Annotated in this window: 22 protein-coding genes and 3 pseudogenes; 14 read left to right on the forward strand and 11 right to left on the reverse strand. The window is 61.2% G+C overall.

Annotation, left to right across the window (positions count from 1 at the left end; translation table 11 throughout):
- A pseudogene (locus ASD95_RS08415) lies at positions 1–388 on the reverse strand (copper oxidase); the annotation flags it as partial.
- Between the two features lie 498 nt (positions 389–886).
- Here ASD95_RS08415 and ASD95_RS08420 point away from each other — a divergent pair.
- Complete coding sequence (locus ASD95_RS08420) at positions 887–1,609, forward strand: GNAT family N-acetyltransferase (RefSeq protein ID WP_056723869.1); 723 nt, start codon at positions 887–889, stop codon at positions 1,607–1,609.
- A 76-nt stretch (positions 1,610–1,685) separates the two neighbouring features.
- Here ASD95_RS08420 and ASD95_RS08425 read toward each other — a convergent pair whose 3' ends face one another.
- Complete coding sequence (locus ASD95_RS08425) at positions 1,686–2,126, reverse strand: hotdog fold domain-containing protein (RefSeq protein WP_056723871.1); 441 nt, start codon at positions 2,124–2,126, stop codon at positions 1,686–1,688.
- A 164-nt stretch (positions 2,127–2,290) separates the two neighbouring features.
- Here ASD95_RS08425 and ASD95_RS08430 point away from each other — a divergent pair, with 164 nt between their 5' ends.
- The gene (locus ASD95_RS08430) at positions 2,291–2,911 is read left to right on the forward strand and encodes a TetR/AcrR family transcriptional regulator (protein ID WP_056723873.1); all 621 of its coding nucleotides are present in this window, start codon (positions 2,291–2,293) and stop codon (positions 2,909–2,911) included.
- A 306-nt stretch (positions 2,912–3,217) separates the two neighbouring features.
- On the opposite strand, the gene ASD95_RS08435 is transcribed toward ASD95_RS08430, so the two are convergent.
- Together ASD95_RS08435 and ASD95_RS08440 are read right to left on the reverse strand one after the other, a co-directional pair.
- On the reverse strand, positions 3,218–4,348 hold the full coding sequence (locus ASD95_RS08435; RefSeq protein ID WP_056723874.1) for a DmpA family aminopeptidase: 1,131 nt from the start codon (positions 4,346–4,348) through the stop codon (positions 3,218–3,220).
- Between the two features lie 139 nt (positions 4,349–4,487).
- Positions 4,488–5,591 carry an extracellular solute-binding protein gene (locus ASD95_RS08440; RefSeq protein WP_056723876.1) on the reverse strand — a complete coding sequence of 368 codons (1,104 nt, stop codon included), beginning with the start codon at positions 5,589–5,591 and terminating at the stop codon, positions 4,488–4,490.
- Between the two features lie 110 nt (positions 5,592–5,701).
- Here ASD95_RS08440 and ASD95_RS08445 point away from each other — a divergent pair, with 110 nt between their 5' ends.
- Positions 5,702–6,475, forward strand: coding sequence for a helix-turn-helix transcriptional regulator (locus ASD95_RS08445; RefSeq protein ID WP_056723878.1), 774 nt, complete (start codon positions 5,702–5,704; stop codon positions 6,473–6,475).
- Positions 6,476–6,560: 85 nt separating this feature from the next.
- Here the strand turns inward: ASD95_RS08445 and ASD95_RS08450 are convergent, their stop codons facing one another.
- Positions 6,561–7,502 carry a class I SAM-dependent methyltransferase gene (locus ASD95_RS08450; RefSeq protein ID WP_056723880.1) on the reverse strand — a complete coding sequence of 314 codons (942 nt, stop codon included), beginning with the start codon at positions 7,500–7,502 and terminating at the stop codon, positions 6,561–6,563.
- Between the two features lie 193 nt (positions 7,503–7,695).
- Here ASD95_RS08450 and ASD95_RS08455 point away from each other — a divergent pair, with 193 nt between their 5' ends.
- The 5 genes from ASD95_RS08455 to ASD95_RS08475 all read left to right on the forward strand — a co-directional run bounded on the left by ASD95_RS08455 (position 7,696) and on the right by ASD95_RS08475 (position 10,711).
- The gene (locus ASD95_RS08455; protein WP_056723882.1) at positions 7,696–8,313 is read left to right on the forward strand and encodes a cytochrome b/b6 domain-containing protein; all 618 of its coding nucleotides are present in this window, start codon (positions 7,696–7,698) and stop codon (positions 8,311–8,313) included.
- Positions 8,310–9,095, forward strand: coding sequence for a molybdopterin-dependent oxidoreductase (locus ASD95_RS08460; RefSeq protein ID WP_056723884.1), 786 nt, complete (start codon positions 8,310–8,312; stop codon positions 9,093–9,095). The genes ASD95_RS08455 and ASD95_RS08460 overlap by 4 nt, the downstream gene beginning before the upstream one ends.
- Positions 9,096–9,147: 52 nt before the next feature.
- The gene (locus ASD95_RS08465) at positions 9,148–9,432 is read left to right on the forward strand and encodes a pentapeptide MXKDX repeat protein (protein ID WP_056723885.1); all 285 of its coding nucleotides are present in this window, start codon (positions 9,148–9,150) and stop codon (positions 9,430–9,432) included.
- Between the two features lie 145 nt (positions 9,433–9,577).
- Positions 9,578–9,985 carry a response regulator gene (locus tag ASD95_RS08470; RefSeq protein WP_056723887.1) on the forward strand — a complete coding sequence of 136 codons (408 nt, stop codon included), beginning with the start codon at positions 9,578–9,580 and terminating at the stop codon, positions 9,983–9,985.
- Between the two features lie 60 nt (positions 9,986–10,045).
- Complete coding sequence (locus tag ASD95_RS08475) at positions 10,046–10,711, forward strand: HAD-IA family hydrolase (RefSeq protein ID WP_082562936.1); 666 nt, start codon at positions 10,046–10,048, stop codon at positions 10,709–10,711.
- A gap of 80 nt (positions 10,712–10,791) precedes the next feature.
- On the opposite strand, the gene ASD95_RS08480 is transcribed toward ASD95_RS08475, so the two are convergent.
- A complete protein-coding gene (locus tag ASD95_RS08480; protein WP_056723888.1) occupies positions 10,792–11,451 on the reverse strand; it encodes a methyltransferase family protein in 660 nt (219 codons plus the stop codon).
- 224 nt (positions 11,452–11,675) lie between these two features.
- On the opposite strand from ASD95_RS08480, the gene ASD95_RS08485 reads away from it, so the two are divergent.
- A complete protein-coding gene (locus tag ASD95_RS08485; RefSeq protein ID WP_056723890.1) occupies positions 11,676–12,608 on the forward strand; it encodes a pyridoxal-phosphate dependent enzyme in 933 nt (310 codons plus the stop codon).
- A 53-nt stretch (positions 12,609–12,661) separates the two neighbouring features.
- Here ASD95_RS08485 and ASD95_RS08490 read toward each other — a convergent pair whose 3' ends face one another.
- Entirely contained in the window at positions 12,662–12,982 is a 321-nt protein-coding gene (locus tag ASD95_RS08490; RefSeq protein ID WP_056724010.1) for a DUF2388 domain-containing protein, read from the reverse strand.
- A gap of 118 nt (positions 12,983–13,100) precedes the next feature.
- On the opposite strand from ASD95_RS08490, the gene ASD95_RS08495 reads away from it, so the two are divergent.
- A complete protein-coding gene (locus ASD95_RS08495) occupies positions 13,101–14,210 on the forward strand; it encodes an NAD(P)/FAD-dependent oxidoreductase (protein ID WP_056723892.1) in 1,110 nt (369 codons plus the stop codon).
- Between the two features lie 72 nt (positions 14,211–14,282).
- The gene (locus ASD95_RS08500; protein WP_056723894.1) at positions 14,283–14,879 is read left to right on the forward strand and encodes a DinB family protein; all 597 of its coding nucleotides are present in this window, start codon (positions 14,283–14,285) and stop codon (positions 14,877–14,879) included.
- 57 nt (positions 14,880–14,936) lie between these two features.
- Here the strand turns inward: ASD95_RS08500 and ASD95_RS30250 are convergent.
- Positions 14,937–15,032, reverse strand: a pseudogene (locus ASD95_RS30250) (DUF6124 family protein); the annotation flags it as partial.
- A 211-nt stretch (positions 15,033–15,243) separates the two neighbouring features.
- Between ASD95_RS30250 and ASD95_RS08505 the strand changes: the two are divergent.
- Together ASD95_RS08505 and ASD95_RS08510 are read left to right on the forward strand one after the other, a co-directional pair.
- Positions 15,244–16,041: an SDR family NAD(P)-dependent oxidoreductase gene (locus tag ASD95_RS08505; protein ID WP_056723895.1), complete on the forward strand. Its 798-nt coding sequence runs from the start codon at positions 15,244–15,246 to the stop codon at positions 16,039–16,041.
- Positions 16,042–16,070: 29 nt separating this feature from the next.
- Positions 16,071–16,268 (forward strand): annotated as a pseudogene (locus ASD95_RS08510) (SRPBCC family protein); the annotation flags it as partial.
- A gap of 104 nt (positions 16,269–16,372) precedes the next feature.
- On the opposite strand, the gene ASD95_RS08515 reads toward ASD95_RS08510, so the two are convergent.
- From ASD95_RS08515 to ASD95_RS08525, 3 genes are all read right to left on the reverse strand, one after another.
- Positions 16,373–17,776 (reverse strand): sensor histidine kinase, encoded by a 1,404-nt coding sequence (locus ASD95_RS08515; RefSeq protein ID WP_056723897.1) that lies wholly within the window; start codon positions 17,774–17,776, stop codon positions 16,373–16,375.
- On the reverse strand, positions 17,754–18,437 hold the full coding sequence (locus ASD95_RS08520; protein WP_046043625.1) for a response regulator transcription factor: 684 nt from the start codon (positions 18,435–18,437) through the stop codon (positions 17,754–17,756). Before ASD95_RS08520 ends, ASD95_RS08515 begins: the two co-directional genes overlap by 23 nt.
- A 256-nt stretch (positions 18,438–18,693) precedes the next feature.
- Positions 18,694–19,299 carry a glutathione S-transferase gene (locus tag ASD95_RS08525; protein WP_056723899.1) on the reverse strand — a complete coding sequence of 202 codons (606 nt, stop codon included), beginning with the start codon at positions 19,297–19,299 and terminating at the stop codon, positions 18,694–18,696.
- A gap of 370 nt (positions 19,300–19,669) precedes the next feature.
- Here ASD95_RS08525 and ASD95_RS08530 point away from each other — a divergent pair, with 370 nt between their 5' ends.
- The gene (locus ASD95_RS08530; protein ID WP_007907888.1) at positions 19,670–20,074 is read left to right on the forward strand and encodes a TraR/DksA family transcriptional regulator; all 405 of its coding nucleotides are present in this window, start codon (positions 19,670–19,672) and stop codon (positions 20,072–20,074) included.
- The last annotated feature ends 215 nt before the right edge of the window (positions 20,075–20,289 follow it).

The raw sequence follows: 20,289 nt of genomic DNA on the forward strand, positions 1-20,289 counted from the left end.
CGAACTCTTCGAACAGCAGCAGTTGCTGAGTGTACGGCTGGGCCCCGAACAATGGGCTGGGCTTGCCATTGGTGGGGATTTTGAAGGATGTCTGCAGGGCTGGCGGCAGCACGTTGTCGGTCGTTGGCGTGGTGCGGGTGCCGTACACACCATTGGGCAAGGCGTAGGAGCCCTGGTTGGTGGGAGACATGGCCTCTATGGCATCCAGCGCGGCCTGGGGGTCGGTCGGCGGGTTGGTATACGCCGAAGGATCTGTTGGCGGCGGCGGGCTGACATCGTCAAGCGGCGCAGCGTTGACAGTGCCGAGGCTGAAGTTGATCAGCATCACAGCGGCGATGCCCGGTTTGCTGAGAAAGCCGAGCGGTTTGAGGTCAGGCATTTTTTTCATGTTGTTCCCCTCGGGGGCGCGCCGGTGTGGCTGATGTTGGCCATTGGCTCGCTGCAAGAGGTGCGCCAATCTCCGGGAGGTCCGGGGGAAGACAAAAAACTGTTTGATATCAAAAGACTGGCGTTTTGGACTTTGGTCCTAAAGATGCAATGGGTGGGAATCCTCAAAGTTGGGGGCTTTGACCCACCCATTTCCCCCCACTCATACCCCGGTCCGGAGTGGTGGTGGGCGCTTTCACGAGCAGGCGAGCTCCCACAGAAGATCGAGGAGTGGGCAAAACCGCAGTCCCCTGAGGGAGCGGGCCTGATCGCGAAGAGGCACGTTCATCCAGCACAATGTGTGCCGGAGTCACTGTTGTCAGCCTCGAAAACGCAACCAGGCGTCCGCCGGCGATGCGCATGAGCTGTCAATGGGAGATGTCTGTCCATCACCCTTCGGACCACAGGTGCCAGGCGCGCTATGATAGGCGGTCCTCGCCTCCCGGAGCCTGTCACCGCAATGCCCCTGATCAGCCACTTCAAGACCCCGTGCCCCGAGCACATCAATAGCCAGATCCTGCAGATGGTGGTCGACAACCTGACCGACATCAGCATGGTCGCGATCCCGCCCAGCAACCTGCTGTACAACCTCTACCAATACGCGATCGGCTATGAGGTGCACCTGTATCTGGAGGCGCTGAACGGTGAAAAAGGCATTGCCGTGGAGTTGATTGTCGCCACCGACGAAGACGATCCGCAAACGGTGACGGGCTTTGTGCTGTACCTGCCGGTGCAGGATGACCCCGAGGCCTGCGGCGTGGCGTACATGGCGGTGCAGGCCGAGTATCGGCGCCAGGGCGTGGCCCGGCGGATGCTGCGGGAAGTGGTCGGTCGCTATCCCCATGCCGAGCTGACCTGTGCGGTGGCCAAGGTGCCGTATTTCGAGGCGATGGGTTTTGAGGTGGTGGGCGTGCGTGCGACCCAAGTGTTGATGAACACCCGCGACCACGCCACCGATGGCTTGATGGCACTGCTGGATGTGGCGTCGATCTACAGTTCGCTGGAGGTGCGGCAGATTCATACCTACCTGCTGCAAAAGCATGGTAAGCGGGCCATGACCGACGCGGAAAAACAACGCGACCGGCATCTGGACCAGTTGACGCGCAAGGCCAATGAATTTGTGCGTGGGCGGTTGGGGGACGATGCGGTGCCGGCTAGCGGACCTCGATTGCGCCTGGTCTGACCGTACTCTCCTAAACACCACAAATCCCCCTGTGGGAGCGAGCAAGCCCGCTCCCACATTTAACCGCGGTCAGCGTTTAGGCCAGCTTCACATTCATGGTTATCCGCGCCGTGAACACCTTCTTGCCCTCGGCGTCGTGAATATCCACCGGCACGATCTTGTCGCCTTCGGTGGTCCAGTCCACCGTCTCCCCTTCGGCCACCGCCGTCACATCGCTCTTGGCCTTGGCCAGGTATTCCACGGTCATGCCTTTGGGAATCCAGCGTGCGCCGGCGGGAATGGAAACGTCGGTCATCATCCCGGCGGCCAGTTCGGCGGCGTTGCACATGGCAATCGCATGCACCGTACCCAAATGATTGGTGATCTCCCGGGCAAACGGCACGTGAACGGTGGCGCTGCCTTTGCGCAAATCCTTGACCAACGGGTTGATGGTGGAGAAGTAGGGCGCCACCTGGCAGGCCATTTTGCTGAATGCTTGCGGGCCTGCGCTGTTGAACATGCTGAGGAACTGACTCATTTTTTTGCCTCTTGAGGATGACGGTTGCAGAATAATATTCTTTAACAGAATAATGTTCTGTGACGGAACAGTATTCTGTCGAAGGGAAATCTGTCAACCTAGCGCCACTTGTTTGCTGGCCACCGCCAGCCTCCACCCATGACTTTTCCGGACTGTCCTTGCGCATGGAAACCGCCGATCTGCTCGAACGCTGCTACCCCGGACGACGCGCCGAACTCAAGCGCGACATCTTCAGAAAGGCCCTGGGCCTGTTCAACGAACAGGGGATCGAGGCCACCACCATCGAAATGATCCGCGCCGAATGCGATACCAGCGTCGGCGCGATCTATCACCATTTCGGCAACAAGGAAGGCCTGGTGGCGGCGCTGTTTTTTACTGCCCTCGATGATCAGGCCCGCTTGCGTGACAGCTACCTGGCTGACGCACACACCGCTCAAGCCGGGGTGCATGCGCTGGTGCACAGCTATGTGGACTGGGTCGATAGCCAGCCGGAGTGGGCGCGGTTCCAGTACCACGCACGGTTTGCCGTCACCAAGGGGCCGTTCAAGGACGAACTCGCTTCCCGCAACAAGACGCGCAACAAGCAGTTGCTGGAGTGGCTGGGGGCGCAGGGTAATGAGCTGGGGTGTTTTCCGGCGGAGCTGATCCCGTCGCTGATCGTCGGCCAGGCAGACAGTTACTGCCGCGCCTGGTTGTCGGGCCGGGTCAAGGGCAGCCCGAAGGCCTATCGGGACATGCTGGCGGAGGCGGCGTGGCGGTCGTTGTGCACCACCGAAACACAATGACTTTCCCCTGTAGGAACGGGCTTGCTCGCGAAAGCGGTGTGTCAGCCAACATTCATGGCGACTGGCACGACGCCTTCGCGAGCAAGCCCGCTCCCACATTGGAGATGTATTGATAGGAAGATGGTTTTCGGAGGTTAAAAAAGAGCCTCAAAGCTCTTGATGGGGAGGAAGTGGAGCCGTGAGGCTCAAGATGCGCGTGAAACAAGCGGTGAGCTTGGTAGGGGTTCAGTGCACTCACCACCTACGCAGCGGCTTGCACAAACAGGCGGCTGCGTAAGTTCATCCTAAAAAGACCTAGTGTTTTACTCAAGTACCGCTAGTCGTGTCCCCCGGCCAGCCGGCGCGGCGCAATGCCTTGAGCAAGGTCTCGGCATCCAGCCCTTGCACCCCATGTCCGTTGCCTTCGGCCGTTTTGGCGGCGAGCAGGGCATTGATGATGGCTTCTTCCACGGCTTCGGTGGCGGCCAGGAACAGCTCGCTGATGTGGTCGTTGTTGACCATGCTCAGGTTGTGAGTGGTCGACGCTTTCTTGCTCTCGTAGGCGGCCGGTGGCACGTGATCGTTACCGGTGGCGAAGGCGATGAAGATGTCGCCGCTGTGGTCTTCATTGCCGCCGCCGGTGCGGGCCAGGCCGAGGCTGGCGCGTTGAGCCAGACGGGTGCACTGATGTGGCAACAACGGCGCATCGGTGGCCAGGCAGACCACGATCGAACCCATGCCCGGATGGGGCAGCGAGGCCTTGAGGAATGGCGAATCGACCTGTTCCATGTAGCGCCCGACCGGGTAGCCATCGACGCGCAATTCATTGCGAATACCATGGTTGGCCTGGACAATTGCGCCGACTGTCCAGCCGCCCTGGGCGCTGTTCAAGCGGCGCGACGCGGTGCCGATACCGCCTTTGAATTCGTGGCAGATCATGCCGCTGCCACCGCCGACATTGCCTTCGGCCACCGGGCCGCCCACCGCCGAATGCACGGCCTGGGCCACGTGTTCCGGCTTGACGTGAAAGCCGTTGATGTCGTTGAGCAAGCCATCGAAGGTTTCCAGCACCACCGGCATGTTCCAGTACAGGCGCCCGTCATCCGGTTGCTGCTCGCGGTCGAGCACGATCAGTGCGTCGCGCACCACGCCCAGGCTGTGGGTGTTGGTGAAGGCGATGGGGCTGGTCAGCAAGCCGGCCTCGCGAATCCACTCCAGCCCCGTGGCATCGCCATTGCCGTTGAGCACATGCACACCGGCAAAGCAGGGTTGCTGGCTGGTGGAACCGGCGCGGGGTTCGATGACGGTGACGCCGGTGAGGATGTCGCGGCCATTGACGGTGCGGCCTCGTACATCGCTGTGGCCGACCCGTACGCCAGGGACGTCGGTGATGGCATTGAGCGGACCGGGTTGCAGTTGGCCGAACTGGATGTTGAGGTCGCGGGCGCGTGGTTTCATGGGTTTTCTCATTTTCAATTTTTGGCAGAAAAATGCGGTCAACACCTGTAGGAGCTGCCGAAGGCTGCGATCTTTTGATTTTTTGTTTTTGTCGATCCGCAATCTTTCAAGATCAAAAGATCGCAGCCTTCGGCAGCTCCTACTGACCGTTCTTGACCTTGCTCCAGATCCGCGTGCGCACGCGCTCTGTAGCCGGCGGCAGGGGTTGGAGGGTGAACAAGGTGGCCATGGCTTCGGCGGGCGGATAGACGGCCGGGTTGCTGCGGGTTGCCTCGGCCACCAGTGTGGTCGCGCTGCGGTTGCCGTTGGGGTAGTTGAGGTGGTCGCTGACCGGGGCGATGACCTCGGCGCGCATCAGATAGTCGATGAAGGCCATGCCTTGTTCCGGGTGCGGTGCGTCCTTGAGCAACACCAGGGTGTCGAACCACACCGGCGCGCCTTCCTTGGGCAGGCTGTAGGCGATCTTCACGCCGTTGCCGGCCTGTTCGGCGGTGCTCTTGGCTTCGAGCATCGCGCCGGACCAGCCCACCGCCACGCAGATGTTGCCGTTGGACAGGTCGCTGATGAATTTCGATGAGTTGAAGTAGGCAATGTGCGGGCGCAGTTTCAGCAGCAGTGCTTCGGCCTTCTTGTAGTCCTCGGGGTTGGTACTGTTGGGCGGCAGGCCGAGGTAGTGCAGGGCGACCGGCAGCATCTCCGACGGCGAGTCGAGCATGGCCACGCCGCATTCGCCGAGCTTGGCCAGGTTCTCTTCCTTGAACACCAGGTCCCAGGAATCCACCGGCGCCTTGTCACCCAGGGCTGCGCGGACTTTGTCGATGTTGTAGCCGATGCCGTTGGTGCCCCACAGATAGGGTACGGCGTACTGGTTGCCCGGATCGTTGTTGGCCAGTTTCGCCAGCAGTTCGGTGTCCATGTTCTTGAAGTCCGGCATCTGCGCACGGGGCAGGGGGGCGAGGGCGCCGGCCTTGATCAGCGTGGGCAAGCTGAAGTTGCTGGCCACCACCACGTCGTAGCCGCTGCGGCTGGTGAGCAACTTGCCTTCCAGCACTTCGGCGCTGTCGAAGGTGTCGTAGACCGGCGCAATCCCGGTGTCACGCTTGAAGTCCTGCAAGGTGGTCGGGCCGATGTAGTCGTACCAGTTGTACACGTGCACCGTCGGGGCTTCGACCGCAAAAGCCGACAGCGAAACCGCCAGACAGGCGCCAAACCCCAGATTGAAATACAAGCGGTGACGACTCATGATGCGGCACTCCTGGCCTGTTGCGGCCGGTGGTAATCAGGAGTTTGCAGCGTATCGACCGGGGTGGCTTTCACCCATTCCCATCATGGGTTACTCAAAAGGGGTAGTGCGTGGACGCGTTGTTGAAAGAGTTACCGGTGCACCAGGGGCTGGCGCGGGTCTTCACGGCGGTGGGGCGGGACGGCTTCTGGCGCGCGCTGGTCGATACCCTGCGCTTGCTGGTGCCGCTGGATAACGCGCTGGTGGCGCTGATGCGCCCGGGGCATGTGCCGCGCCTGCTGATTGACTTCGATGCCAAGGGCACCACCGAAGAACATGAAGAACTGGCGGACTACCGCGCCGGCATGTACCTGCTCGACCCGTTCTATCAAGCCGCCTGTGCGGGTATCGCCGACGGTTTGCACAGCCTCGAATCGGTGGCCCCCGACCAGTTCCAGCACAGCGAGTACTACCTGAGTTACTTCAGCACCGTAGTCGGTGGCGACGAGTTGCAGTTCATGGTCAACGTCGATGGTGCCGTGCTTGGCCTGTCCCTGGGGCGTGCGACACGCTTCAGCCTCGAAGAGCAGGGCCGCCTGCTGTGCGTGCGTGACTGGGTGCTGGCGGCGATGCGCCGACACCTGGATTTGCTGCCACCGGAAGGGCCGGCCGCCGAACTACCGGCCGGCGATCTGGCGACCTTGCTCGATCGCTTCGACGCACGCCTGACCCTGCGGGAAATCGAAACCGCGCGCCTGATTCTCCAGGGCTTCTCCAGCAAGGCCATCGCCCAGCAAATGGGCATCTCCCCGGAAACGGTGAAGGTGCATCGGCGCAATCTCTATCACAAGCTCAACGTGAACGGGCATGGCGAGTTGTTTGCGCTGGTGTTGCGGCCGCGTTGAGATCCAAGTCAAAAAGATCGCAGGCTTCGCCAGCTCCTACAGGGGAATGCACAGGCCCGTAGGAGCTGCCGCAGGCTGCGATCTTTCAGCTCTGCAGCTTGAACACCAACGCCTTCAACCCACACTCCACATCAGCATCCGGAAACTCCGGCGGGTTCTCCAGACGCTGCTCAAACCGCAGGCTCGGCGCTTCGCGGGTCACGCCCTCGATCAGGAAGTCGGCGCCAAACGCCGGGTCGTTCATGCACGCCAGCACGGTACCTTGAGGGCTGAGCAATTCCGGCAACCGACGCAGTACGCGCTGGTAGTCCTTGGTCAGCAGGAAGCTGCCTTTCTGGAACGACGGCGGGTCGATGATCACCAGGTCGTACGGCCCCTTGCCGATCACCTTGCCCCAGGATTTGAACAGGTCGTGGCCGAGGAAACCGACCTTGCTCATGTCGTGGCCGTTGAGCCGGTGGTTGTCGCGGCCACGGTTCAAGGCCGGGCTCGACATGTCGAGGTTGACCACGTGGCTCGCACCGCCTTCGATGGCCGCCACCGAGAAACCGCAGGTGTAGGCGAACAGGTTCAATACCCGCTTGCCCTCGGCATTGGCGCGGACCCAATCGCGGCCGTAGCGCATGTCGAGGAACAGCCCGGTGTTCTGCTTGCGGCCCAAATCTACCCGGTACTTCAACCCGCCTTCGGTGATGGTCATTTCCTCGATGACGTCCCCGAGCAGCCACTCGGTGGTGCTTTGCAGCAGGTAGCGGTGTTGCAGCAACAGGGTATGGGCGCCGGATTTTGCCCACTGCTCAGACTGGGTGATCGCCATCAGCACCTGCTTCAGGTCTTCCAGTTGCGCCGCTTCCGGCTCCTTGAACAGCGCCACCAGCACCACGCCCTGCAACCAGTCCACGGTCACTTGCTCCAGCCCCGGCCAGCAGCGGCCACGGCCGTGAAACAGGCGGCGGGTTTCCGCGGGGGCGGCTGCCAGGGCGGTCAGCAGGTGCTGGTTGAGGGTGGCGAGGGCTTCAGGGTTCATCGGGTCGTGTCGATCATTTGTGGGGGCGGCATTTAACCATAATTGCGCAATGGGCGGACCACACAAAACCTTGTGGGAGCGGGGGGGCATTCGGATGCGAGTTATCACGTTTAATTTAACTTTACGTGAGGATTTTGCGATCTTCCGGCTCCCATACTCGGCCCCAACGAACAACAACAATCCGGAGCCGGACATGTCGCAGACCACTGCTTCACCCAAGTCCACTCATCCACGCTGGCTACGCCTGACCCATTGGCTCAACGCCCTGGCGGTGCTGGTAATGGTCACCAGCGGCTGGCGCATCTACAACGCCTCGCCGATCTACGACTTCAGCTTTCCCAAGTCGATCACCCTCGGCGGCTGGCTGGGTGGTGCGCTGCAATGGCATTTCGCGGCGATGTGGTTCCTGGCGATCAACGGCTTGATCTACCTGGCATTCAACCTGTTCAGCGGACGCCTGAAGCGGCGTTTCTTCCCGGTCTCGCCCAAAGCTGTGCTGCATGACCTCGGGGCCGCATTACGCGGAAAACTGAGCCATGCCGACCTCTCGCATTACAACCAGGTGCAGCGTGTTGCGTACCTGTTCGTGATGGTCGACATCCTCCTGCTGGTGCTCTCCGGGCTGGTGCTGTGGAAGTCGGTGCAGTTCCCGCTGTTGCGTGAGTTGCTGTGGGGATACGAAGGCGCACGCCGTGTGCACTTCTTCGCCATGGCTCTGTTGGTGGCCTTTGTGGCGGTGCATCTGGTGATGGTCGCACTGGTTCCGAAAACGCTGTTGGCCATGATCGTCGGCCGCAAGGAGCAGGTATGAAAAAGCGCATTCAGGTACCCGGACTGGACGAGGCGTCGATCCTCACCGACGCCCGCAAGATCCTCGCCCCGCAGATCGAAGACCACTCGCGCCGCTCGTTCCTGTTGCGCGGCCTGACCCTAGGCGGCGTAGCGATGTTGTCCGGTTGCAATATCACCGACAACGACAGCGTCGAGACCGCGCTTTCAACCATGTCGCGCTTCAACGACCGGGTGCAGGGCTGGCTGTTCAACCCCAACGCGATGGCGCCCACCTATCCCGAATCGATGATCACCCGGCCGTTTCCCTTCAATGCCTTCTACGGCATCGACGAGGCGCCGACGGTGCATGAGGAGGACTATCGCCTGGAAGTCACCGGCCTGGTCGCCGACAAGCGCAGCTGGCGCCTCGAAGAACTGCGGGCCATGGCCCAGACCGAGCAGATCACCCGGCACATTTGTGTCGAAGGCTGGAGCGCGATCGGGCGTTGGGGTGGCGTGCGCTTCAGCGATTTCCTCAAGCGCATCGGCGCCGACACCGACGCCAAATATGTCGGTTTCAAATGCGCCGACGACTACTACACCAGCATCGACATGGCCACCGCGCTGCACGCGCAGACCCTGCTGGCACTGACTTGGGACGGGACAGTGCTGCCGCGAGAATACGGCTTCCCGATGAAGCTGCGCATGCCCACCAAGCTTGGCTACAAGAACCCCAAACACATTCAGGCGATTTTCGTCAGCAATACCTACAGCGGTGGCTACTGGGAAGACCAGGGCTACAACTGGTTCGGTGGCAGCTGACGGGTGCCTGGCTATTTCACACCCCACAACCCACGCTCCAAGGAGTTTAATCATGAAAAAGTTGACCACTGTTGTTCTGTCCATGTGCCTGGCCGTTGGTGCCGCCTCTGTGTTCGCTGCTGACACCATGAGCAACGACAACATGAGCAAGGATTCGATGTCCAAGGACGCCATGTCCAAGGATGCAATGAAGAAGACCGATTCGATGTCCAGAGACGCAATGTCCAGAGACGCAATGTCCAAAGACAGTATGTCCAAGGATGCAATGTCCAAGGACGCGATGAAAAAAGACGCCATGTCCAGGGACGGCATGAGCAAAGACGCCATGTCGCAATAATCAAAGGCAACACAAACCCTGTGGTTTTTCCTATTGTCGATCCGCTGTATCAAAAATGAATTTCCGTCGAGTCCGCTGCTCATACCTTTTAGGTGGCGGATTAGTACCCGCGAAATCATTGAGGCAATCAGGGAGCGGCACGGTCATGAGTCGAGTACCGACGGCGGGTGGGGATCTTCCTGGCGGGTTGATTCTGGTGGTTGAGGACGACCCGCTGATCCTGGAGTTTCTCTGTGAGATTCTTCAGGAGGAAGGTTTTGTCGTCGAACCGCAAATCAGTGCGGACGCGGCAGCGATCTATCTGGAGCAGCATGCGCCGCAAGTGCACATGCTGCTGACAGACATCACCATGCCCGGCAGGCTCAACGGCGCGGACCTGGCCAACCAGTTCGGTGATCGGTGGCCGGAGAAGCCGATCATGATCATGTCCGGTTTCGAAACCCCTGAAAGCGCAGGCGTGCGGCACGAGGTCTCTTTCATCAAGAAACCCTGGATGATTGGCGGGTTGCTCGATTGCGTGGGCCAGACCTTCAAGTCCAAACGACTCAACTGACCTGCGCGCAGATGCTACATTGCCGGGCAAATCCGTCCGGCACCTGCGAGGCTCCTTTCCTTGTCCGATCACTCTGTTTTCAACTCGACCTACCGTGCCTTTCTGTTCGACATGGACGGCACCGTCCTGACGTCCATCGCCGCCGCCGAGCGGGTCTGGACCACCTGGGCCGTGCGCCATGGTGTCGATGTCGAGACCTTCCTGCCGACCATTCACGGTGCCCGCGCCATCGACACCATCAGGCGCCTGGGCTTGCCCGGTGTGGATGCCGAGGTCGAAGCCGCCTGGATTACCGAAGCGGAAATCGTCGACGTCGACGGGGTATTGGAAGTGGCAGGCGCGGCGAAATTCTTGCGGTCCTTGCCCCTCAGCCAGTGGGCGATCGTCACTTCCGCCCCTCGGGAACTGGCGTTGCGGCGGTTGGCGGCGGCAGGGATTCCCGAGCCTGCCGTCATGATCACCGCCGAGGATGTGACCGCCGGCAAACCGGACCCCGCCGGTTACCGCCTCGCGGCCCGGCGCCTGGGTGTCGAGCCTGGGCAGTGCCTGGTTTTTGAAGACGCTAGCGTGGGGATTCTGGCGGCCGAGGCGGCGGGGGCGGACTTGATGATTGTCACGGCGACCCATGAGCAGCCGATCGAGACGTTGCATGGGACGTTGGCGGGTTATGACATGGTTGTCGCGAGCGTGGATGCCGGCGGTCTGATTCGTTTGCAGCTTTTGTGAACGAAACATTCCCCTGTGGGAGCGAGCAAGCCCGCTCCCACACTTTTAATGTGTTGCCTGCACTTTTTGTGATCGACGCTTCAGTAAATTTTAGGGATCAACCGCCAGCTGCGGGCGCAATAGGCCTCGTACTCACTGCCGAACTGCGCCCTGAGCAAGGCTTCTTCCGAGTGAATGCGCGCGATCAGCGGGATCAGCGTCAGCGCCACCAATATCAGCCCGACCCCCGAACGAAAGGCCAGCGCCCAACCCATGCCGATGACCATCATCCCCAGATAACTGGGGTTGCGCAGGTTGCGGTAGATCCCCTCGGTGACCAGTCGGTGCCCCGGCTGAATGGCCACCAGCCCACTGAAGCGCTTGCCCAGCACAAACACCGGCCACAACCGCAGCGCGCCGCCGACGATGAACAACAGTGCGCCGAGCCAGCGCACGCCTTCGCCGCCAAAGGTCCAGAAATCGATGCGGTCGGTATAGGCCGGCAGAAAACCGCTCAGCAACCCGATCACGCCGAAGGCCGGGATGACCCAGCGGTTGTCCCGGTCTTCGCGTTCCCCTGAACTCAGGTTGACCTCGGTGAACAGTGATGCGACGGCCATGATCAGGGTGGCCAGGGCAACGACAACCAGTGAGCCGTGGCTGAAAAAGGCTGCGAAACCACCCAGCCCCCAGATCGCCAGGGTGAGGTAGGCGAGGGTGCTGACGACGGCGAAAAACGCCAGTTTGACCGAGATTTTCATGGTGCCTCCACGAATTGGCTTACGTAGGAGCTGCCGTAGGCTGCGATCTTTTGATCGTTCATTGGCCTTCGAGTTTCCATGGGTAAAAGATCGCGGCCTGCACCTGCGCCAGGCCGCTGAGACGGTCGCCCCGAGGCCGCGTGAACTAAACTTGCATGAGAGGACCGTTCACCGCTGGCTCGTTGATCTGTTCGGCGAGCCGGTGGCGTGAAACAGGAGCCTATATGCTTCACATCCGCACGCCTTTGATCCTGCACCCTGGCCTCTCGACCCCGACCCGCCGAATCTGGCTGAAACTGGAAAACCTGCAACCTGGCGGCTCGTTCAAAATACGCGGCATCGGCTTGCTGTGCAGCCGGGCGGCGCAGCAGGGCAAGCGCAAGGTGGTCTGTCCCTCCGGCGGTAACGCGGGACTGGCCACGGCCATGGCCGCTGCATGCCTGGGGCTCAAGGCATGCATCGTGGTGCCGAATACCACCGCGCAAAGCACCCGGGCGCGGATCAGCAATACCGGCGCCGAGGTGATCGTCCACGGCAAGGTCTGGGACGAAGCCAATCAACGGGCCCGGGAACTCGCCCAGGACCCACGCAGTGAATTTGTGCCGGCCTTCGACCACCCGCTGTTGTGGGAAGGGCACAGCACCATGGTCGATGAAATCCTTGAAGACTGCCCGCCAGTGGATGTGCTGGTGACATCGGTGGGCGGTGGTGGCTTGCTGGCGGGGCTGCTCACCGGCCTGATTCGTCATCGGCACACCGATTGCCGCATCGTAGCCTGCGAAACGGAAGGCGCGGCGTCGTTCGCCGCGGCGGTGGCGGCCGGGCACCCGGTCAAACTGGCGAAAATCGACACGGTCGCCACGTCCCTGGGCGCCGCGCAAGTGGCCGCCTGGCCGGTCAGGCACATCGGCGATTTTTCCCATGAGTGCGTGGTGCTCAGCGATGATGAGGCGATCATGGGCGTGGTGCGTTACGCCAATGATTTGCGTCAGCTGGTCGAACCGGCGTGCGGGGTTTCGTTGGCGATTGCCTACCTGGATCACCCGGCGATTGCCGATGCCAATGACGTGGTGATCGTGGTGTGCGGCGGGGTGAGTATCAACGCGCAACTCGTGGCCGGGTGGGCACGTTTGTCCACTGGCACGCACGCCAGGTAGGGCTGGAAACGCTATCCCGGTGTCACAAGCCCCACCGCTGGCGATGACGATCTTCAGTGATCGGTGGCAACGCCCTCCTGGACGAGAATGGCGCGGGCCAGGTCTTCGTCGCTTGCGTTGTTGAGGGCGGGATTGTCCTGACGGATTTTTTTCAACACCGCCTCCAGATAGGCACCACGAATCGCACCGCCACTGGCGACGAAGCTGGAAGCGTCATCCCGGGCGGGAATCATCAGTTTGTGGTCTTTGAACGTTGAGTACAGCGAAGCGGAAACCCCGGCGGAAGTGGCGACGTCACCCGCATCCACTTTGGCTAGAGCCGAGCCGAAGGGTAAACAAAGTACCAGGGAAGAAATGATAAACATCCGGCGCATGACGGTGTCCTCCGACAGCATGAAGCATAAGGGAAGTACCACATAGTTTAGGATGCGTGACGGTCGCCGAGAGTTCCCTGGCATTAGCGAGGAACGGGCTGAGAGGGAGGCAAGGTCGTTGAACGTCGATATTCAAAGCGTGGTAGTCGGGGCCGGCGTGGTCGGGCTGGCGGTGGCCAGGGCGCTGGCCAGGAGCGGGCGGGAAGTGCTGGTGGTAGAGGCCGGAGGGGGTATCGGCACGGGCATCAGTTCGCGTAACTCGGAAGTGATTCACGCCGGCATCTATTACCCGGGCGGCAGCCTCAAGGCGCGGTTGTGCGTGGAGGGCAAGCAGCGTCTCTACGCCTATTGCGATGAGCACGGTGTCGATTACCGGCGCGTGGGCAAGCTGATCGTGGCCACCGACGAGCAGCAGCGCGCGGCTTTGCAGCGTCTGTTGCAGCAGGGGCGTGTCAATGGTGTCGATGACCTGCAATGGCTCGATGGCCCGCAGGCCCGGGAGCTTGAACCGGCGTTGTCCTGCGTCGCGGCGCTGTGGTCGCCGTCGACCGGCATCGTCGACTCCCACGGGCTGATGCTGGCGCTCCAGGGCGATGCCCAGAGGCTCGGCGCCACGCTGGCCTTGCACACGCCGTTGCTGTCGGCCCGTTGCATCGAACGGGGTTTGGAGCTGCACATGGGCGGCAACCAACCCATGACGCTGTGCTGCCGCGAATTGATCAACTGCGCGGGGCTGTCCGCTCCCGAGGTGGCGAGCAGCATCGTCGGACTGCCTGGGCAATTCATTCCCCGGGCGTATCTGTGCAAGGGCAGTTATTTCAGCTTCAGTGGCCGGGCGCCGTTTCTCCACCTCGTGTATCCGGCCCCGGAGAGCGCCGGACTGGGTGTGCACATGACCCTGGACCTTGGCGGGCAGGCGCGCTTCGGCCCGGATGTCGAATGGGTCGAGCACATCGATTACCGCGTCGAGCCTCACAGGGCCGAGGGCTTCTATCAGGCGATCCGCCGCTATTGGCCGGGTTTGCCGGACAACAGCCTGCAACCGGCCTACAGCGGCATTCGCCCGAAAATCAGCGGGCCGACTGAGCCGGCTGCCGACTTTCTCATCAGCGCTCGCGCCGAACATGGGGTGCCGGGGCTGGTCAATCTGTTCGGCATCGAATCACCGGGGCTGACCAGTTGCCTGGCACTCGCCGAACACGTGGTGAAACGCCTGGACGACCGATGATCAGGGCTGGCACTGCCGGGCGGCCATCGGGTCTATGCTAGGGGGTGCGCTTACCGCCATCGGAGAACTCTGATGATCACCGTACGCACTGCCTGCCTGCTGGCCGATTACAAACGCTGGGCCAATCAGCGCCTCTTTGACAGCCTCGCGGCGCTCCCTCCGGGCGAAGTCAAAAAAGAACGGGTGTCGGTGTTCAAAAACATGATCGGCATCCTTAATCACGTCTACGTGGTCGATTGCATCTGGCAGGCGCACCTCGAAGGCCGGGGGCATGGCTTCAAGACCTCGCACGACCTGCTGCATGCCGACCTGTCCGAACTGCGCATGGCGCAAAAAGCCATCGATCGCTGGTACTGCGACTGGAGCGCCCGGCAAACCGATGCCTCCCTGGACAAGCCCCTGGAATTCACCTTTGTCTCAGGCGAAAGCGGCACCATGAGCGCCGGCGCGATGCTGATGCACGTGGTCAACCACGCCAGCTATCACCGTGGCTGGGTGGTGCAGATGTACTTCGAGATTCCGGCCATGCCACCGGTGACCGACATGCCGGTGTACCTGCGCGACTCCGAGCCGGTGTTCCTGCAGGCGATCAATGCCCCGATAGTGGCGCCGCCATGTGCTGTGCAATTTTCCAGTGCGACGAGTGTTTTGCCGGATCGCTATCGTTGAGTTCCGTTGCAGACCATTGACCGCTTTCACAGCACAATGGCGAGGGTGCAGGCCAAGCTACTGAGGCGAATCAAGCTGATCCAGTGCCCGGTTCACCGCCAGTTCATCCAGCATGATTACCTGCACAATGCCCAGCAGCGTATTGCGGCTCGATTCGGTACTGAGTGCGCACAAGTCGGCGGACTCTGGCGTACACGTAAGCAACGGCGCAAGCGACCGTAGCTTTCATGAAGTAGCTCTGACAGCCGTAAAACACCCTTCGAGACGAGTGAACTGCCCCTTGTTCCGAGCGGCGGCTACACTCTTTCCGACCTTTTCGCGCTGTGTCCGAGCGTACTGCCTTACCCTTTGCTGGAGCTTGAACATGAAAATTGATTTGAGCGGAAAACTCGCAATTGTCAGCGGCAGCACTGCCGGCATCGGCCTGGGCATCAGCAAGGCACTGGCCGAGGCTGGCGCCACCGTGGTGGTGGTCGGCCGCGACACGGCCAAGGTCGAGCAGGCAATGGCGAGCATTCGCCAGCGTGTTCCTGCTGCGCAATTGCGTGGGGTGACCGCTGACCTCGGCACCGCCGAAGGCGCCGAAATATTGTTCGCCGCCGAACCGCGGGCGGACATCCTGGTGAACAACCTCGGGATCTTCAATACGGTGGATTTCTTCGACGCCCCGGACAGTGAGTGGACGCGCTTCTACGAGGTCAACGTGATCTCCGGCGTGCGCCTGTCCCGGCATTACACGCCGGACATGGTCAAGCAGGGCTGGGGGCGGGTGATCTTCCTGTCTTCGGAATCCGGCGTGGCGACCCCGGCGGACATGATCAACTATGGCGTGACCAAAAGCGCCAACCTGGCGGTGTCCCATGGCCTGGCCAAACGCCTGGCCGGCACCGGCGTGACGGTCAATGCGATCCTGCCCGGCCCGACCTTTACCGATGGCCTGGAAGACATGCTCAAGGACGCCACGGCCGAGTCCGGACGCAGCGCCCGGGACGAAGCCGATGCGTTCGTGCGCAAGGCCCGGCCGACATCGATCATCCAGCGCGTGGCGGATGTCGAGGAAGTCGCCAATCTGGTGGCCTACATCGCTTCGCCGTTATCCTCGGCCACCACCGGTGCCGCCTTGCGGGTCGACGGCGGTGTCGTCGACAGCCTGGCCATCTGATCCCCAAAAACTTTGAGAGAGCACCCGACATGGCAACTGCATCATCAACGATCGAGGTCCAGGCATCGGCCGATCAGGTCTGGCAATTGATTGGCGGTTTCAACTCGCTGCCGGACTGGATTTCGTTCATTCCCAAGAGCGAGCTCAGTGAAGGTGGGCGGGTACGCCGGCTGGAAACCGGCGATGGCGCGGTGGTAGTCGAGCGCTTGCCCCTGTGGGAGCGAGCTTGCTCGCGATAGCGGAGTGTCAGGCGATACATCTTTACCTGATACACCGTCATCGCGAGCAAGCTCGCTCCCACAGGTACTGTGTCCGCTCAGGCGGATTTGTATCAAGCCTGCGGAATCAGACTCTCCCGACAATCAAGCACCAGCCGCGCGCCACCCAGTTCGCTATTGCCCACCTCCAGGGTAAACCCGTGCAGGCTGACAATCGCCGCGACGATGGACAGCCCCAGCCCGAAGCCGCTTTTGTGATTGCCCGCTTCGGCGCGATAGAAACGCTGGAACACCGCTTCACGTTCCGCCTCGGGAATGCCCGGGCCGGAGTCGAGCACTTCGATTCGCGTGTGCCCGCCATCATTGACCCCGCGCAAAATCACTGCACCACCGGGCGGGGTGAATTTGATCGAGTTGCTGAGCAGGTTCGCCACCGCTTCGAACATCAGTGCGCGGTCGCCATGGAGGGGCGGCAATGACGCGGGCAGGTGCAACTGGAACACCAGGTCGTCGTCTTCCGCCAGGGGCAGGTAGAACTCATGCAGTTCTTGCAGCAGCGCCACCGGGTCCACTTGCACGAATCCGGAGCGACGCTGGCGGTCTTCCAGTTCGGAGATCCTCAGCAAGCCACGGAAACGCGCCATCAGCGTATCGGCCTCGGCCAGTACCAGGTCCAGTTGCATGGCCTGCGGCGAGCCTTCGCCGGCTTGCTGTTGCATGCGGTATAGCTGCGCGCGCAGACGGGTCAGGGGCGTGCGCAGGTCATGGGCGATGTTGTCGCACACGCCCTTGACCTCGTTCATCAAGCGCTCGATCCGTTCGAGCATGGCGTTAACGATGGCGGCGAGCATGTCCAGTTCGTCACGCCGATTGGACAGTGGCAAGCGCCGGCTCAGGTCGCCGGCGACAATGGCTTCGGCACTGGCCTGAATCCCGCGAATGCGCCGCAACGGCCGGCGGCGCAGCAAATACCAGCCAACGATGCCCGGCACGATGGTCAGGGTCATACCCCAGAACAAGGCGTGAAGGATGATCCGGGTCACGGCGAACAACGATCCGTTGTCGCGTACCAGCACCAGCCAGCGGCCGTCGAGGGTGCGGGTCGCCACGGCGTCGCAACTGTCGGCGGGCAGCGTCTGTTCGTCGCTGTCGTCGGAGGCATCGCAATCGAGCAGCATGTGGATCTTGCCATCGAGCGGCAAGCCGTCCGGAATGTAGCGCAAGGCGCCGCTGAGGTAGCGGTGTTGAGCATCGAACAGGCCGTAGGCGTCGATGCCGCGGATGTCGAAGGTCATACTCACGGCGAGGGCGTCCACCAGTTGCTCGCCGGAGAAGCGCGAAAACAGGTGCTGGCGTTGCATCAGCGAATGCTTGGCCAGGTTGTCCAGGTAAGCGGAAACCTCGTAGTACATGACCCCCATGAGGATCCCGCTCCAGATCACGAACAGCGAACTGTAGAGCGCCAGCAGACGGCTGCTGGAAGAACGCCAGCCTTTAGACGGGTTCGGCAATGACATAACCCGAGCCTCGCACGGTCCGAATCAGTGGGGCATTGCCAGGCGGGTCGATCTTTTTGCGCAGACGGCCGATGTGGACGTCGATCAGGTTGGTGCCGGGGTCGAAGTGGTAACCCCAGACCTCTTCGAAAATCATCATCCGCGAGAGGATTTGCCCGGTATTGCGCATCAGGAATTCCAGCAGTTTGTATTCGGTGGGCAATAGCGTCAGCAGTTGACCGTCGCGGCTGGCTTCGTGGCTGATCAGGTTCAGCTCCAGATCCGCCACCCGCAGCGTGGTGGCCTGGGCGGTCACGGTGTTCTGCCGACGCAGCAGGACTTCGACCCGGGCGGCCATTTCATCGGTGGCGAAGGGTTTGGTCAGGTAGTCGTCGCCGCCGGCGCGCAGGCCGCGTACGCGCTCATCGACGTCGGACAGTGCGCTGATCATCAGGATCGGCGTGGCCACGCCCATGGTCCGCAGCGTGGTGACAATCGCCAGGCCATCGAGCTCGGGCAACATGCGGTCGAGGGTGATCAGGTCATAGTTGCCGTTGACCGCACGTTCCAGCCCTTCGCGGCCATTGTCGACCCAGTCGACGTCGAGGCCGTGGCTACTCAGTTCAGCGACAATTTCCCGGGCGGTCACGGCGTCGTCTTCGATGGTCAAGATGCGGGTCATAGGGCTGGCCTGATAAGCAGTTCAATACGAAGTTGCGAGCATTTTGCCAAGAATTGCCCGCGACTTAATAAATTAACTTTCATCTAGCCCGCGATAGCGGGCTGACAGGCAATTCATGTGTTGACTGACACGACGCCATCGCGAGCAAGCTCGCTCCCACAACGGATTGTTGTCGAACACAAAGCTCGCGTACGACGAAAATTACTGTGGGAGCGAGCTTGCTCGCGATGACGGCAGAACAGGCAAAGTGAATCCGTCAGTCAATCGGCGTACTGACAAACACCTCAAGCCCCTCGGCATACGTCGTGAATGCGGCGATCCGCGGAAACCGCGCCGCACTCACCTGGTCCGGCACCACCAGGTTGGTGAAGCTCCAGGCCACTGCCAGGGTGATGCCGTCCTGCCCAATCGCACCGTCAGTCTTCAGCGGCTGCTTTTCCAGCTCCCGCTCCAGCGCCGAATAGGCTGCCGTCAGTTGTCCTTCGACCCGCTGCACCCAGGGCTCGAATTGAATATCCTCAGGCCGCAGGTTGCGCTCGTAGTAAAGCTGAACGGATTTTTCGCTGGCGGCCAGGGCCAGGCCGATCAGGCGCAACGCGCGCAGGCGCTGACCCGGTTCGACGGGCATCAGGCTGTTGCCGGCCAGGGTTTCCAGGTAGTCGATGATCAGTGTCGAGTCCATCAACACCTCACCGTCATCCAGCACCAGGGTGGGCGCCTTGACCACCGGGTTGATCTGCTGGAATTGTTCGAAGTGGCGGAACACCGAGACCGGTCGGTGTTCCAGCGCGATTCCCAGGCATTTGGCAGAAATGGCGGCGCGCCTGACATAGGGCGAGTCCAGCATACCGATCAGCTTCATGGTCCTTTCCTTTATATGGCCATATCGGGAGGGACAACCTTAGCTGAGGTTCGCGGCCCTGCAAATGAGCGTGAATAATGCCCGGTGCCAGCCGTTTGTCTTCTATATACAGCCGCTCGATTGAATTTCTTGCTATAAACGCACTCCGATTACCGCCTCAAAGCCTGCCTTAGAGCATTTTCAGGGCTTTGTCGGACAAATTCGCAGTCTTTTCGGTTGCTGAGGCCTCAAGTCGGCCGTAGACTGCCGCCCCTCGTAAATTGAGTGCCGGGTGGCGCTTGGAACAAACGGCGCCTTTCCGATGGCCTGCCCAGGTCTGCCGGAACGCTCCCTTATTCGCCTTAATGCACGTTTTTTTATAGAGATATCAATGACAAAGGACAAGTTGCTGGCCATGCCGGCGGATGACTACATGAATGCCGAGCAACATGCTTTTTTCTCCGAGCTGTTGCAGAACATGAAAGTCGAAACCCATGAGCGCATCGAGCAGAACCGCATCGCCATCGAAAGCCTGGACACCCCGGCCGATCCGGCAGACGCGGCCTCGGTCGAAGAAGAACGCACCTGGCTGGTAAATGCGATCGATCGCGACCAGCGCATGCTGCCTCAGTTGGAACAAGCCCTTGAGCGCATCAAGGAAGACAGCTTCGGCTGGTGCGACGACAGCGGCGAGGCGATTGGCCTCAAGCGCCTGCTGATCAGCCCGACCACCAAGTACTGCATCGAAGCTCAGGAACGTCACGAGCAAATCGACAAGCACCAGCGTCAGGCCTGATTCTGCGAGGCAGCCCCTTTGATCCGGGCTGCCTTGAAAAGATCGCAGCCTGCGGCAGCTCCTACGCAATTGAAGTCGGGCGCTGTTGCAGGCTGCGATCTTCGTTTTCTGCCGTCTTCGATTTCCCGGTTCTTCTATTGATCTGCTGCAACGTTCGCGACTAAAGGCTCATGGATAATGGCTTTATGGTGGCGTTTAATGCGAAGACAACAATT

Origin of the sequence: Pseudomonas sp. Root71 (assembly GCF_001429045.1) — a bacterium.
In the GTDB taxonomy this organism is placed as follows: domain Bacteria; phylum Pseudomonadota; class Gammaproteobacteria; order Pseudomonadales; family Pseudomonadaceae; genus Aquipseudomonas; species Aquipseudomonas monachiensis.